Here is a 13,864-nt window from a genome sequence, read left to right on the forward strand (position 1 = left end):
AGGTTGCGGCAGCAGAATGAAGGTGTCCGGTCACCCAGGTGATCTCGGTGCTCGATCACCCGTCGGGCAGAGCTGAAGGCTGGATGGGCGTCCCGAAACGCCGCGGTCGCGCGAACGGTTCCCTAGCGTTCGCGCGGCCATAATCACTGCGCCTCGGTCAGCCGGTAGCCGACTCCGCGCACGGTCTCAATGAAGCGGCAATTCTCCGGCAGATCGCCGAGCTTGCGCCGCAGGTTGCCGAGGTGGGCCTCGACGGTTCTGCGGTCGGCGTCGCTCACGTAGTCAGACTCTCCACCCGCACGTGCACGCATGGCGATCGCCAGGTCTGCTTTCGTGCGCACGCGCCGCCCCGCTTCGACGAGGCTGGCCAAAAGGTCGAACTCCGAGCGCGTCAGAGCGACATCGACGCCGTCAACGGTTGCCGTGCGAATGTCAACGTCGATGTGCAGCCCGTTGTGCGCGAAACTACGCGGCGTGTTCGGCGTCGGCACACGGGGGAGCGACTCCGACTGCGCAGCAGCGGCCGCCGACGGTGCAGATTCGTGCGGGTCTCCACTCCTTCGCGGAACATGGAGCGGACGGCGCATGAGCGCGTCGATCCGGGCGCGCAGCTCTCGAGGGCGAAACGGCTTAGTCAGATACGTATCTGCGCCAGCCGAAAGTCCCTGGAGCACATTGACCTCATCGGAGTGCGCCGTCAGCATCACAACGTACGCCTGGCTGAACTCACGAAGTCGTCGCACAACAGCGAAGCCGTCGATGTCGGGAAGTCCGACGTCGAGCACGACGACGTCCGGATCCTTGCGACGCACCGCATCGATGCCGTCGATGCCAGTCGCGGTAGGCACGACCTCGAATCCTGCCTGCGTGAGGATCACCTCGACCAAGGCACGGATGTCGTCGTCGTCCTCAATGATGACGACGACGTTGCTTGTCACTTCATCGCTCATGACGACACTCCTCCTGCGCTGGCGTGAGATTAGGTTATAGCGCGCGCGAGCGGCACCACGGTATTCCCCCCGCACACTGGGGGTGAGTGCAGCGCTCGTGACGGCTCATTCGTCGCAGGGCGATGCTGGCGCGTGAGCGCGGCGGCTCCCGGCCACTCTGCCATGCACCGTCGGGCGTTCTCGAGCCCGTCCGGACTACCTGGATCATCGCCGTAGAATGGAATCCATGACCTCTTCCCAGCCGGTCGATGTCGCCCTCATCGGGGGCGGCATCATGAGTGCCACACTTGCGTCCCTGATCTCTCAGCTCGAACCCACGTGGAAGGTGGAGATCTTCGAGCGACTGGGCGATGTGGCACAGGAGTCGTCCAACCCGTGGAACAACGCCGGAACCGGGCACTCTGCGCTGTGCGAGCTCAACTACATGCCGCGGGCGAAAGATGGCTCTATCGAGGCATCGAAAGCCGTCGGAATCAACGAGCAGTTCCAGGTCAGCCGCGAGTACTGGAGTCACCTCGTCGAGCAGGGCGTTCTCACCGACCCCAACACGTTCATCAACGCCACTCCGCACATGACGTTCGTGCGTGGCAAAGACGACGTCGACTACCTCAAGCGTCGCTACGAGCTGCTCAAGGAACAGCCGCTGTTTGAAGGCATCGAGTACTCCGAAGACCCGAAGGTCATTAACAAGTGGGCTCCGCTGCTCATGCAGAAGCGGCGCAAAGAAGACCTGCCCTTCGCCGCCACGTGGCAGCCCGCGGGCACCGATGTCGATTTCGGCTCGCTCACTCATCAGCTGTTCGACGCGGCCGGGCGCTCAGGTGCCCGTTTGCGGCTCAACACCGAAGTCCGCACGCTCAAGAAGCAGAATGACGGCACGTGGCTTGTGAAGTACCGGCAGCGTGTGGGCCGCACCCCTGGGCAGACCCGGGCTCGTTTCGTCTTTGTCGGCGCGGGCGGCTGGGCGCTGAAGCTCCTGCAGAAGTCGGGCATTCCCGAGATCAGGGGATACGGAGTCTTCCCGATCTCGGGTCAGTTCTTGCGCACCGACAACCCCAAGGTCGTCGAGCAGCATGACGCCAAGGTTTATAGCCAGGCTGCCGTTGGTGCGCCTCCAATGTCGGTGCCGCATCTTGATGCGCGCATGGTTGACGGAAATAAGAGCCTGCTCTTCGGCCCGTACGCCGGTTTCAGCCCCAAGTTCCTGAAGAACGGGCACATGTGGGACCTCGTCACGCAGGTGCGGCCGCACAACCTTATTCCGATGCTGGCGGTGGCAAAAGACAATCCCGACCTCATCAAATACCTGCTCGGTGAGCTCATGGCGAGCAAGGGCAAGCGATTCGAGGCACTCAGAGACTTCATGCCGACGGCGCAGCAGAAGGACTGGTACCTCATCACCGCCGGTCAGCGTGCGCAGGTCATGAAGAAGGATGAGAAGAAGGGCGGCGTCCTGCAGTTCGGCACCGAGGTCATCTCGAGTGCTGACGGATCCATCTCGGGTCTGCTCGGTGCTTCCCCGGGTGCGTCGACCGCTGTGCCGATTATGCTCAACATTCTCAAGCGCTGCTTCCCTGGAAAGTCCGATGAGTGGGAGTCCAAGCTGCGCGAGATGATCCCAACGTTCGGCACAACGCTCAACGACAAGCCGGAGCGCGCCGACGACGTGCTCGACGAAACCTCAGAGGCTCTCAACATTGGGCGCTGACGCGCTTCGTTGAGAGGGCGCCGGGCTCTGTGCCTGTGGAGAACCGGAGAACCGAATTCCTGTCGCTTACGATCGTTGTTTGTGACTCCGAGGAACTTTGGGCGAGACGCACAGAGAAGGCATCGCAGGGCGATTCGAAACGCCCAGGACGAAACCGTAGACAGCCGCTGGATTCCGGACGAGTCGCGGAACACCGTGGAATCAGTAGAACGGTGGGTAGATGCGCAGGATTTTCGAGTGACAAACCGTACGGTGCGCGACAGCGAATCGGGGAGGCTTGTCGACTACGCGGTAACGCATGAGGTCATGGAACAGGACGGCACATGGCACGCGGTCGCCCGGATCGACTGCAGCCACGGCGAGGTCCATAGGCATGTACCACCAGCCGACAGCAACGGCGAACTCAAACGCGAGGTTATCCGAGTCATCCGTGGGCAGGGAGATGCCGAGAACACGTATCAGTACTCCCTCAGCGAGATTTACGATAATTTGGAGATCCACGAAAGCAGGTGGCGAAATGGCTACTGATTCTGACGCGACTCTTCGACGTGAGTATGCTCGACGCCTAATGTCGGTTGTTGCAAGCAAGAACCTTCATGGCGCGTTTCCTGTGAAGGACGCCTCCGGGGCGTCACCGATCGTTATTGCGCTAGGGCATGAGAAAGTCGACGCTGTGTTCACACGGATCGTGAGCGCTGGAGGTTCAGCAAACCTCGTCATCGTTGATTCTGCAGACGACGTTCACGTTTTCTCGATGGTGCCGCCGATGAGCCTAGGATCTCAAGAGTTGAAGCACGATACCGCGATAGACGTCCACAAAAACATCACGATGGACTTTCTGGTGATGTACATGAAACAGGTAAGCGGAAACGGAACCCTGCGGATCGAACTACCCGGTGTCAACATCGATGCGCGATGGGAGTCCGGAACCGAACTCGCAGGCGCGTTGTAACTCGGAGCCTTTCACGGGCCTCTCGCTTACGAGCGCAGGTAGGCGAGCGTCGCGAGCACTCGGCGATGGCCGGTGTCGTCTGGGGCGAGGTCGAGCTTCGAGAAGATGTTGCCAATGTGCTTGCCGACGGCGGCTTCTGTGATCACGAGCTGCTCGGCGATCGCCACGTTGCCCATGCCCTGGGCGACGAGCCCCAGAACTTCCCGCTCGCGCGGGGTGAGGCGCTGCACGGGGTCGTCCGCGTGTCGGCGGCTCACGAGCTGCGCGATCACTTCGGGATCCATGGCGGTGCCGCCGTCGACGACGCGCTGAAGCGCGGCGACGAATTCGCCCACATCGCCAACGCGCTCCTTCAGCAAGTAACCGACGCCTGAGGCTCCGTCGCTGAGGAGTCTCGAGGCGTAGGCGTCTTCGACGTATGCCGAGAGCACGAGCACGGGAAATCCGGGTCGCTGCTGCCGCATGTCGAGAGCGGCCTTCAGGCCCTCGTTCGAGAAGGTCGGCGGCATGCGAACGTCGAGCACGGCGGCATCCACCTCATTCTTCGTGAACGCGTCGAGCGCGTCGTCGGCGTTGTCGACGGCGGCAACGACCTCGATGCCTTCACCCGTCATCAGCATCGTCAGACCCGCGCGCAGCAGCGCATCGTCTTCGGCAATCAGAACCCGCACGGCAACTCGACTTTCAGGTGGGTGGGCCCGCCGATCGGGCTCGACAGCGTGAGCGTACCGCCAAGGGCCTCGGCGCGGCGTGCGACGCCCGCGAGGCCGGATCCTGACCCGCCGATCGTTGCGCCGCCATGCCCATCATCGTCGACCTCCACAATGAGAACGTCCTCGGGCGTCCCTGAGACCGTGCTCAGCGTTACCGAGACCCATGACGCGTCGGCATACTTCGCCGCGTTCGTGAGCGCCTCGGCGAGAACGAAATATGCTGCTGACTCGACGGCAGCCGGCGCCCGCTGCAAGCCCGAGACATCGAGAGCGGTCGGCACGCCCGAGCGGCTCGTGAGCGTCGAAGCCGCCCCAGACAGCCCGAGTTCGTCGAGAACCGGCGGGTAGATGTCGTGCACCATTTCGCGCAGACCAGTGAGGGCGTCGGATGCTGCATCCTGCGCCTGCACCAGGAACGACGCAGCTTTTTCGGGATCGTCCTTCAGCGTTCGCTGGGCGAGGCCGATCATCATCACCACCCCGACAAGCCGATTCTGTGCGCCGTCGTGGAGCTCTCGCTCGATGCGCCGCAGCTCGTTCGAATGCGCGTCGAGCGCTGCTGCACGGCTTCGGGAGAGGGACTCGATGCGCTCTTGCATGTCGTGCACGCGATCCGGCCAGAGCATCGCGAGCGTGCTGCCCGCTGTACGGCGCGCAAGCGTCGGCAGAATCAACCAGCCGACAAGTCCCGCGGCGACCCCGATGGCCGAAGAGAGTATCGCAAGGGGCCAGCTCGTGACGGGAAAGAGAGTGATCGCGGGATCGTTGGCGGGCAGGCCCCACCAGTAGAGCGGAACCAGAGAGCTGTTCACGGCGATGATCGGAAGGCCCAGCCCCACCACGATGATCACTGGCATCACGATCAGGTGCGCGAGCGCCCACGTAGCGTTTCGTGTGAACTCCGGCGTGCGCACAAGAGCCACGCGGTGTAGAAACGACAGTTGGTGAGGTACTCGCGTCATGCGCTCAGGCACAGGCGACCGCGCGAACCTCGCGGCCCGCTCGCGGCCGTTGCCAGCGAGCTGATCGAGCCAGTCGACGAGTGTGGGCACGGCGTACCAGCCGACGAACAGCAAGAGAAACGGGGCGACGGCCAGAGCGGCACACAGATAGAAGAGGCCGACGAGCCACCAGCCCGCTTCGACCGCGATGTACGCGATCGCGCGCCAGCGAGGCCGAGCGCGGGTGAACGACACTGACGACATGATCTCTATCCTTGCGGATGCCACGGAGGCTGTCAGTAGTGCTAGCACTACCGTCGAGACACCCGAAGGCACCCGTGTGTGCGCGAGCCGCGGTTCGTAGCGTCGAAGCATGACTTCTCACACCGACCTCCTCACTCCGGCTCACGCTCCTCACAGCGCGCAAACCATTGCGGTGCAACTCGACAACGTCGTGAAGACGTACGGCTCCGGGTCCGGCCGAGTCACGGCCCTCGCAGACGTCTCGCTGCAGGTCCCGGCCCGCTCATTCACTGCGATCATGGGACCATCTGGTTCCGGGAAGAGCACGCTCATGCACCTCGCAGCCGGTCTTGACACCCCGACGTCCGGCACGGTGTCGCTCGCATCCACGCCGATCTCCTCAATGCCGGAGCGTCAGCTCACACGCTTCCGCCGTGACCACGTCGGCTTCGTGTTTCAGACATACAACCTTCTTCCGCAGCTCACGATCGAGCAGAACATCACGCTTCCGCTCCTGCTCGGCAGACGTGCCGTCGACCGCGCGTGGCTCGAGCACGTCGTCTCGCAGGTCGGCCTGCACGACCTCGTTCACCGCAAGCCGCAGGAGCTCTCGGGAGGCCAGCAGCAGCGCGCCGCCATCGCTCGCGCGCTCATCACGCAGCCCGCGGCGGTCTTCGCCGATGAACCGACGGGAGCGCTCGATTCGCGCACAGCACGCCAGGTGCTCGAGCTCCTCCGCACGGTCGCGTCGTCGGTGAACCAGACGGTCGTCATGGTTACGCACGATCCCGTCGCGGCATCCTACGCAGACACCGTCGTCTTTCTCGCCGACGGTCGGCTCGCCGGTCACCTCACGTCGCCCACGGTGTCCAGCATCACGGCGCACATGGCGCGATTGGGGGAGTGACCATGTGGACCCTTGCTCGCTCGTCTGCTGCCCACCATCGCCGCAGCGTCATCGGCGTTATCGTCGCGGTGCTGCTCGCCTCAGCCCTCACCACTGCCCTCGGCGTCCTGATCGAGTCCGGACTTCGCGGCGGTGTTCCCGTTCAGCGTTTTGCCGCGGCCGATGTCGTGGTCGGTGCTCCGCAATCTCAGCCGGTTCCCGACGACGTCGACGTTCCGTTCCCCGAGCGGGCGCTCCTTCCGCAGGAGACCGTCGACAGCGTCGAAGCCGTTCCCGGCGTTGATCGCGCGATCGCCGACGCAACGATCCCACTCGTCGGCGACGACGGAACGCCCATCAGCGGGCACGCCTGGGCGTCTTCGTCCCTCACGCCGTTCGCGGTGACCACTGGTGAACCTCCTACGTCAGACGGCCAGGTCGTCCTCACGGAGTCTGCCGATGCGAGCGTGGGCGATTCGATTGCGCTCGCACACGGGGGAGTGGCTACTACTTATACGGTCTCGGGCATCGCCACCGCGGTCGGTACCGAAGTCGACCGGCCGCAGGCGTTCCTGACCCAGCAGGCGCTCGCCGCACTCTGGCCGCACGCAGGATCGGTCGACCTGATCGGCGTCATTGGCGACGAGGGAACGGATGCTGCCGCGCTCGCCGCCGCGATCAGCGACGCTGTTCCGGGCACCGTCACCTACACCGGCACCGCGCGCGGCGACGTCGAGACACTCGAGGGAGCCACGGCACGAACCAACCTCATCGCGCTGAGCGGATCGCTCGCCGGTGTGGCGCTCATCATCGCCCTGTTCGTCGTCGCCAGCACTATGTCTCTGTCGCTGGGCCAGCGGCGCCGAGACATTGCCCTGCTCCGTGCCGTAGGCGCAGAATCGCGTCAGATCCGCGGTCTTGTCGTGCGCGAAGCCGGACTCATCGCGCTCGCGGCATCCGTCGTGGGTGTGCTGCCCGGCTACGGCCTCGCTCAGCTGCTCGGCGACCAGTTCGCGGCATCCGGACTGATCTCCACCGACTTCGCCCTCGCGTTCAGTCCGCTTCCCGCGATCGGCGCGGTCGTGCTCATGGCCGGCACGTCCCTGCTCGCCGGGCTCGTCAGCGCGCGCCGCCCCTCACGAATGGCGCCCGTCGATGCTCTCGGCGATGCTCACGTCGAGACGCCTGCCCTCAGCAGCGGGCGCGTCATCACCGGCGTCACGCTCATCGCGGTCGGCCTTGTCGCCTCCCTGCTCCCGCTGGTCATACCCGGCGAAGCCGCGCTCGCCGGCCCGGCGTCGGCGGCGCTCGCAATCATCATCGGGGCCGCTCTGCTCGGCCCGCGCATCGTTGAAGTCACGATTAACGCAATTGGTCCGGTTCTGCGTCGCATGCCCGGTGCGGCATCCGCACTCGCCGACGCCAATGCTCGCAGCTTCACCCGGCGCCTCGCCACCGCTCTCGTGCCCCTCGCGCTCGGCATCACGCTCGCCATCGTGCAGCTGTTCGTGCCAGCAACCGTCGCGTCCGAAGCCGCGGCGCAGTCCGTCGAAGGCACGACCGCTGACCTCGTTGTCACCGCGCCAACGGGCGGCCTCGCGCCGAGCGTGACCGGCGACGTGACCTCGATCGAGGGCGTCGACGCCGTCACCCCGATCGTCCGCTCGAGCGTGCTCGTCAACATGGGCGTCTCCGAATTCGACGTCAACATTGTCGAGCCCACACCGATCCAAGGCATCAACCCAGCCACCGCATCGGCCACGCTCGATCTCGGCGTCACCGCTGGATCCCTCGTCGATCTCTCCGGTGCCGACACGATCGCCATAAGCGACTCGGTGGCGTACGGGTTGCGCGCGGGCGTCGGCGACACGATCGACGTTGTCCTTGGCGATGGCGATCAACTCACGGCGACCATCGTCGCCACGTACGAGCGCGGCCTCGGCTTTGGAGACTACGCAATCGACGCAAGCGTGCTGCGCCAGCACACCACGACGGGTCTCAACGACCAGCTGCTCGTGTTGACGAATGCAGACACGGATGCTGTCGCGACGGCACTCGCCGATCGTGGACTCCGTGTTACGAGCGGCGCCGATCTCGGGGCCGCAGGGGCAGAGGAAGCCGCAGCCCAGTCGTGGGCATCGATCGTGGCACTCATGCTGATCCTCGGCTTCATCGCGCTTGCCGTCGTCAACACACTTGTGATGGCCACAACCGAGCGCCGTGCCGAGTTCGCACTGCTTCGCCGACTTGGAGCGACGCCCGGCCAGGTCTCCGCGATGACGTTCATCGAATCCGCCATGATCTCCGTGCTCGCCGTTGTGCTCGGCACGGTGATCACGCTGCCGCCGCTCGCGGGCATCGCGTTCGCGATCTCAGGCCAGCCGCTGCCGACGTTCCCGCCGGTCACGTTCGCGCTGCTCGCGGGAGCAACGCTGCTGCTCGGCATCCTGTCGATTGTCGTCCCCACGCGCTCTGCCCTGCGCGCCCCGCTGACGTCCTCCGTGTGACGTCAGCGGCGGACGCGCGGCGATACCGCTATGCTGACTCCTTGTGTCGAGAACCACGAGGGCCAAACCGATGAAGCGGCGGAATATCCGTGGCCCGCGCTCGTGGCATTATCTGCTTCTCGCCATGGCGACGGTGGGCGCCGGAACGCTTGTCGTGTTGGCGCTCTAGCCGCACACCTCGCTACTAAACTCGATTCGTGGCAAAACTCTACTTCCGCTACGGCGCGATGAATTCGGGCAAAAGCACGGCGCTCTTGCAAGCGGCATTCAACTACGAAGAGCGCGGGCAGCATGTTCTTCTGTCGAAGCCGTCGGTCGACACGAAAGGCGATCGTTCGATCGAGAGCCGGCTCGGCGTCACGCGCGACGTTGACTACGTCATCTCTCCCGACGACGACACGTACGCGCAGTTTCAGCGCATGCGCGCCGAGCACGTCACGAACACCAATCAAGATGTGAGCTGCTTGCTGCTCGACGAAGCTCAGTTTCTCACCGAACAGCAGGTTGACGGGATGCTGCGGATCGCGCTGCTCGAAGACATTCCCGTGCTCGCGTATGGCATTCGCACGGATTTTCTGACGCACGCGTTCCCCGGAAGTCGGCGCTTGCTCGAGGTCGCGCACTCACTTGAAGAGCTCAAGACGATCTGCCGGTGCGGGCGCAAGGCACTTTTTAACGGACGCCGTGTGGGCGACCGCTTCATCTTCGATGGCGATCAGGTGGCCATAGACGGCGAGGCGGTCACCTACGAGTCGCTGTGCGGATCCTGTTACCTGCAAGAGTCGGGCGGCGCTCTCGGCGGCGTGAAATAGTGCGTCACACTCGTCCCCAGACGTGGGGGCGTACTCGGGCCGTTAGTGCAGCTGTTCTGCGCGAAACCACGCGGGCCCGTCGAAATGCGGATCCTCGATCACCTTTCGTGGTTGTCTAAAGATGTGTAAACATTGAGAGTCGCGGCATCTTGAATGCGAACGCATGATCCGCAGGCGCTCACAAGACGTAGGGAATTCGGTGGAACTTCGCGACTACATTCGCATTCTGCATAAGAACTGGATGCTGATTGTTGCTTGCGTCCTTGTCGGCGTGGCTGTCGCAGCTGCGTATTCGATTATGACGGCGCCGAAGTACCAGACGACGACGCAGCTGTATGTTTCCGTTCAAGGCGGCGAAGCGGCCGGCAGCGCAGGCGACCTTGTCCAGGGTACGAGCTTCGCCAGGCAGGCGGTGTCCTCTTATGTGGACGTTGTGGACACGGCAATTGTTCTTGATCGTGTAATAGACGAATTGAAGCTTGACACGACATCTGGTCAACTCGCTCAGAAGATCTCGGCCGAGTCGCCGGAGAATACCGTGCTGATTAACGTCAGCGTCACGGATACCGAACCTGAGAAGGCAGAGACGATTGCGAACAAGGTCGGTGAAGTCTTCGCCGACGTCGTCGTTAATCAGCTCGAGAAGCCCGAGGGCGACGCTCCGAGCCTTGTGAAGATCGAGACGATTCAGCCCGCACCCGTGCCCACCGCTCCCGTCAGCCCGAACGTCAAGCTCAACATCGTTCTCGGGCTGCTTCTCGGTCTGGCGGTCGGAATCGGTATCGCCGTTCTTCGCACCGTGCTCGATACTCGCATTCACTCGCAGTACGACATCGAGCAGGTGACTGACAAGCCGTTGCTGGGTGGCATTGCATTCGACAACGAGGCGAAGAAGCGTCCTCTTGTTGTGCACGCTGACCCCAGAAATCCACGCGCGGAGTCGTTCCGCAGTTTGCGGACGAACCTGCAGTTCGTCAATATCGAGAAGGGTCCGCGCAGCTTCGTCATCACGAGCTCGATCCCGGGCGAAGGTAAGAGCACAACGGCGGCGAACCTCGCAATCGCGCTGGCAGAGACGGGTGCGAAGGTCGCGCTCATCGATGGCGATCTTCGTCTTCCGAAACTGTCGGAGTACATGGGCATCGAAGGTGCCGTCGGTCTGACGGACGTGCTTATTGGTCGTGCAGACCTCGTCGACGTCCTGCAGAGATGGGGGAGAGGTCAGCTCTTCGTCCTCCCGAGCGGACGTGTTCCCCCCAACCCCAGCGAGTTGCTGGGCTCCGCCGCAATGGAGACACTGCTCTCCACGCTGACGGGCACATTCGACTACGTGCTTATCGATGCACCGCCGCTGCTTTTGGTGACGGACGCTGCCGTCGTCTCGAAGCTGACGGGCGGTGCGATCATGGTCGCTGCTTCTGGCCGAACCAAGCGTCAAGAGCTCGCAAACGCCGTGCGTACGCTTGAGGGAATCGGCAGCAAGCTCGTCGGCGTTGTCGTCACGATGCTTCCGACAAAGGGGGCTGACTCGTACGCGTATGGGCAGTACAGCTACGGTACGACGTCCGACGCAGAACGGCTGCTTGATGACGAAGAGCGTCAATCCGCCGGGCGACGGCGTATAGGCCGAGGGACGTCGCGATGACGATCCAGGTCCTCACCGTATGTTCCGGTAACATCTGCCGCTCGCCGATGGCCGAGCAACTTCTCCGCGCTCGGCTCAGTGATGATGACAAGCTTGCGTTCTCGAGCGCGGGAACGGTCGCCCTTTCCGGCGCACCGATGGATGAGCGCGCGGCTCAGCTGGCTACTGAGCACGGTTCGGTAGACGCTGAGCAGCAAATCGCCCGCGAGCTCTCACTCGAGATGGTGAGAGATGCTGATCTCATCCTGGCTATGGCGCGAGACCACAGGCGGGCGATTGTTGAGGCTTTGCCGCGCGCGGTGCGCAAGACGTTCACCATCCGGGAATTCGCTCGGATCGTGTCATCGCTGAACGTCGACGAGCTCACGCTCGCCATGGAGCAGGCCGGTACCGACGCTTCTGCGCGATTCGAGGCGGCGATCCAGCTAGCGGCGGGTGAACGAGGCATGTTCCCGTCCGATGAACCAAGCGACGATGACGTGGTCGACCCGTATAGGCGCGATGATGCGACGTATAGAACCTCAACCGACCAGCTTATCCCCGCGGTGAATGCGACAGCGGAGTTCCTTGGCCGCGTCTTGAAGGCTGATTCGGAGCACTGATATGACGAGCGGTCAGCGCAAAGACGCGGTGGAGCTGGACGAGCAACAGCGTCAGCTTAACAATGTGCTCGAATCGAGCAGGCTCGTGCGTTTCGGCCGCCAGTTCCTGCTTGATGCTGGCTCGTGGGCCCTCGCGATCATTTTGGCGATCGTTCTGCGTTTCGGTTTCGACCTTAGCCAGATCAACTGGCTTGCCGTTTTCGTCCTTGTCGTCGGCGTCATTATTTTCCAGCTGGTTGCTGGTTGGGCTCTTGCCCTATATACAGGCCGCTACACGTACGGAAGTTTTGAAGAGGTTCGCGCCCTCGTTGCCGCCACTCTAGGCGTCGCCGTGATTATCGGCATCCCGCTGTTGATGCTTGGCAGCGGTGCGACGATCCCGCGCAGCATCATGGGAATCGCCACTCCTATCGCTATCGTGTTGATGTTTGCCCTGCGCTACCTCAAACGCCTCTACGTCGAGAGCCGATACCGTCCAAGGAACGACGCGACAAAGACCATCATCTACGGGGCGGGTTACCTCGGCGCCACGATGGTGCGCCGAATGCTGACGGATTCACGGTCAAAGTATCGTCCTGTGGCAATGATCGACGATGATCCTCGTAAGTCGAACCTGCAGCACCACGGCGTGAAGGTGAAGGGCAGCATTCATGACCTTTCGCGCGTTGTTGAGAAGACTGGAGCGTCGGTTCTCGTTCTGTGCATTGGCTACGCGGACTCAGAGCTGATCCGCCGTATCTCTGATGCGAGTGTTGCTGCAGGTCTTACGGTCAAGGTCATGCCGTTGCTCGAGGATCTTCTTGAGGGAAAGACGAGCCTCAACGATCTTCGCGATATCTCGATTGAAGACCTCATCGGGAGACACCCTGTCGATACCGAAGTCGAATCGATCGCGAGCTATCTCACGGGCAAGAAAGTGCTGGTTACGGGTGCCGGTGGTTCCATTGGTTCGGAACTGTGCCGTCAGATCTCACGGTTTGACCCGGGCGAACTCATTATGCTCGATCGTGACGAGACTGGCCTCCAAGTTGCCGAGCTCGGCATCTACGGTCACGGACTGCTCAACACCAAAGACGTAGTGCTCGCGGACATTCGGGACGTTGGGGCGTTAGAGAAGATCTTCGCCGACAGGCAACCGGACGTCGTCTTTCACGCAGCGGCTCTCAAACATCTTCCAATGCTGGAGCAGTACCCAGACGAAGCGTGGAAGACGAATGTCCTCGGCACTCTAAATGTACTTCGAGCGGCTCGGTTGGTGAACGTCACGACCTTCGTCAATGTATCTACCGATAAAGCTGCTGACCCGACCAGCGTTCTAGGGCACTCCAAACGGCTGGCCGAGAAGCTCACAGCGTGGATGGCTGAAGAAACAGGCGGACGATACCTGTCGGTACGCTTCGGGAACGTGATCGGCAGCCGAGGCTCAATGCTGCCGACATTCACGCGCCTCATAGAGTCGGGAGGACCAGTCACAGTGACGCACCCTGATGCGACTCGGTACTTTATGACCATTCCAGAAGCGTGTCAGCTTGTTGTGCAGGCCGGCGGCATCGGCGATGCGGCAGAAGTGCTGATCCTCGATATGGGTGAGCCTGTGCGAATTCTCGATATTGCCCAGCGCATGGTTGCCATGTCGGGGAAGGACATCGGGATTGTCTTCACAGGGTTGCGTGACGGTGAGAAACTGCATGAAGACCTCATTGGAAGAGGTGAAACAGATTCCCGCCCTAGGCATCCGAAGATTTCGCACGCTCGAGTCCAATCACTCGCTCCAGAGCAGCTGAGCATGCAGTTGTGGAACCATCAGATGTCCGAAACTCCACGTGAAAATGACACGACTGTGATTATGCGGCCAGGTTTCGGCGCGCCAAGCGCTGAAAGTGAGGCAAGATGAGCAAGGGTCGG

At 62.6% G+C, this 13,864-nt stretch carries 12 protein-coding genes; 9 read left to right on the forward strand and 3 right to left on the reverse strand.

Annotated features, from left to right (window positions below; translation table 11 throughout):
• Nucleotides 1-143: 143 nt before the first annotated feature.
• A complete protein-coding gene (locus ATJ78_RS07855) occupies nt 144-950 on the reverse strand; it encodes a response regulator transcription factor (RefSeq protein WP_098407082.1) in 807 nt (268 codons plus the stop codon).
• Between the two features lie 226 nt (nt 951-1,176).
• Here ATJ78_RS07855 and ATJ78_RS07860 point away from each other — a divergent pair, with 226 nt between their 5' ends.
• The 3 genes from ATJ78_RS07860 to ATJ78_RS07870 all read left to right on the forward strand — a co-directional run bounded on the left by ATJ78_RS07860 (nt 1,177) and on the right by ATJ78_RS07870 (nt 3,610).
• Nucleotides 1,177-2,658: a malate:quinone oxidoreductase gene (locus tag ATJ78_RS07860; protein WP_098407083.1), complete on the forward strand. Its 1,482-nt coding sequence runs from the start codon at nt 1,177-1,179 to the stop codon at nt 2,656-2,658.
• Between the two features lie 195 nt (nt 2,659-2,853).
• Nucleotides 2,854-3,186, forward strand: a complete 333-nt coding sequence (locus ATJ78_RS07865; protein WP_434061509.1) for a DUF7718 family protein — start codon at nt 2,854-2,856, stop codon at nt 3,184-3,186.
• A gap of 40 nt (nt 3,187-3,226) precedes the next feature.
• Nucleotides 3,227-3,610 carry a hypothetical protein gene (locus ATJ78_RS07870; protein ID WP_098407085.1) on the forward strand — a complete coding sequence of 128 codons (384 nt, stop codon included), beginning with the start codon at nt 3,227-3,229 and terminating at the stop codon, nt 3,608-3,610.
• A 26-nt stretch (nt 3,611-3,636) separates the two neighbouring features.
• Here ATJ78_RS07870 and ATJ78_RS07875 read toward each other — a convergent pair whose 3' ends face one another.
• Nucleotides 3,637-4,281 carry a response regulator gene (locus tag ATJ78_RS07875; protein WP_098407086.1) on the reverse strand — a complete coding sequence of 215 codons (645 nt, stop codon included), beginning with the start codon at nt 4,279-4,281 and terminating at the stop codon, nt 3,637-3,639.
• A complete protein-coding gene (locus ATJ78_RS07880) occupies nt 4,269-5,528 on the reverse strand; it encodes a sensor histidine kinase (protein WP_169923419.1) in 1,260 nt (419 codons plus the stop codon). Before ATJ78_RS07880 ends, ATJ78_RS07875 begins: the two co-directional genes overlap by 13 nt.
• Nucleotides 5,529-5,637: 109 nt before the next feature.
• On the opposite strand from ATJ78_RS07880, the gene ATJ78_RS07885 reads away from it, so the two are divergent.
• From ATJ78_RS07885 to ATJ78_RS07910, 6 genes are all read left to right on the forward strand, one after another.
• A complete protein-coding gene (locus ATJ78_RS07885) occupies nt 5,638-6,414 on the forward strand; it encodes an ABC transporter ATP-binding protein (RefSeq protein ID WP_098407088.1) in 777 nt (258 codons plus the stop codon).
• 2 nt (nt 6,415-6,416) lie between these two features.
• Entirely contained in the window at nt 6,417-8,900 is a 2,484-nt protein-coding gene (locus tag ATJ78_RS07890) for an ABC transporter permease (RefSeq protein ID WP_098407089.1), read from the forward strand.
• A 197-nt stretch (nt 8,901-9,097) separates the two neighbouring features.
• Complete coding sequence (locus ATJ78_RS07895; RefSeq protein ID WP_098407090.1) at nt 9,098-9,712, forward strand: thymidine kinase; 615 nt, start codon at nt 9,098-9,100, stop codon at nt 9,710-9,712.
• 199 nt (nt 9,713-9,911) lie between these two features.
• Nucleotides 9,912-11,357, forward strand: coding sequence for a tyrosine-protein kinase domain-containing protein (locus tag ATJ78_RS07900; RefSeq protein ID WP_098407091.1), 1,446 nt, complete (start codon nt 9,912-9,914; stop codon nt 11,355-11,357).
• The gene (locus ATJ78_RS07905) at nt 11,354-11,959 is read left to right on the forward strand and encodes an arsenate reductase/protein-tyrosine-phosphatase family protein (RefSeq protein ID WP_098407092.1); all 606 of its coding nucleotides are present in this window, start codon (nt 11,354-11,356) and stop codon (nt 11,957-11,959) included. Before ATJ78_RS07900 ends, ATJ78_RS07905 begins: the two co-directional genes overlap by 4 nt.
• 1 nt (nt 11,960) lies before the next feature.
• The gene (locus ATJ78_RS07910; protein ID WP_098407093.1) at nt 11,961-13,853 is read left to right on the forward strand and encodes a nucleoside-diphosphate sugar epimerase/dehydratase; all 1,893 of its coding nucleotides are present in this window, start codon (nt 11,961-11,963) and stop codon (nt 13,851-13,853) included.
• The last annotated feature ends 11 nt before the right edge of the window (nt 13,854-13,864 follow it).

The sequence above is a fragment of the Paramicrobacterium agarici genome (genome assembly GCF_002563955.1).
GTDB lineage: Bacteria > Actinomycetota > Actinomycetes > Actinomycetales > Microbacteriaceae > Paramicrobacterium > Paramicrobacterium agarici.

Excerpts from the sequence above, each read along its gene's own strand:
- ATJ78_RS07855 (WP_098407082.1), bottom strand. The coding sequence starts at position 950 with ATGAGCGATGAAGTGACAAGCAACGTCGTCGTCATCATTGAGGACGAC.
- ATJ78_RS07860 (WP_098407083.1), top strand. The coding sequence starts at position 1,177 with ATGACCTCTTCCCAGCCGGTCGATGTCGCCCTCATCGGGGGCGGCATC.
- ATJ78_RS07870 (WP_098407085.1), top strand. The coding sequence starts at position 3,227 with ATGTCGGTTGTTGCAAGCAAGAACCTTCATGGCGCGTTTCCTGTGAAG.
- ATJ78_RS07880 (WP_169923419.1), bottom strand. The coding sequence starts at position 5,528 with ATGTCGTCAGTGTCGTTCACCCGCGCTCGGCCTCGCTGGCGCGCGATC.
- ATJ78_RS07885 (WP_098407088.1), top strand. The coding sequence starts at position 5,638 with ATGACTTCTCACACCGACCTCCTCACTCCGGCTCACGCTCCTCACAGC.
- ATJ78_RS07890 (WP_098407089.1), top strand. The coding sequence starts at position 6,417 with ATGTGGACCCTTGCTCGCTCGTCTGCTGCCCACCATCGCCGCAGCGTC.
- ATJ78_RS07905 (WP_098407092.1), top strand. The coding sequence starts at position 11,354 with ATGACGATCCAGGTCCTCACCGTATGTTCCGGTAACATCTGCCGCTCG.
- ATJ78_RS07910 (WP_098407093.1), top strand. The coding sequence starts at position 11,961 with ATGACGAGCGGTCAGCGCAAAGACGCGGTGGAGCTGGACGAGCAACAG.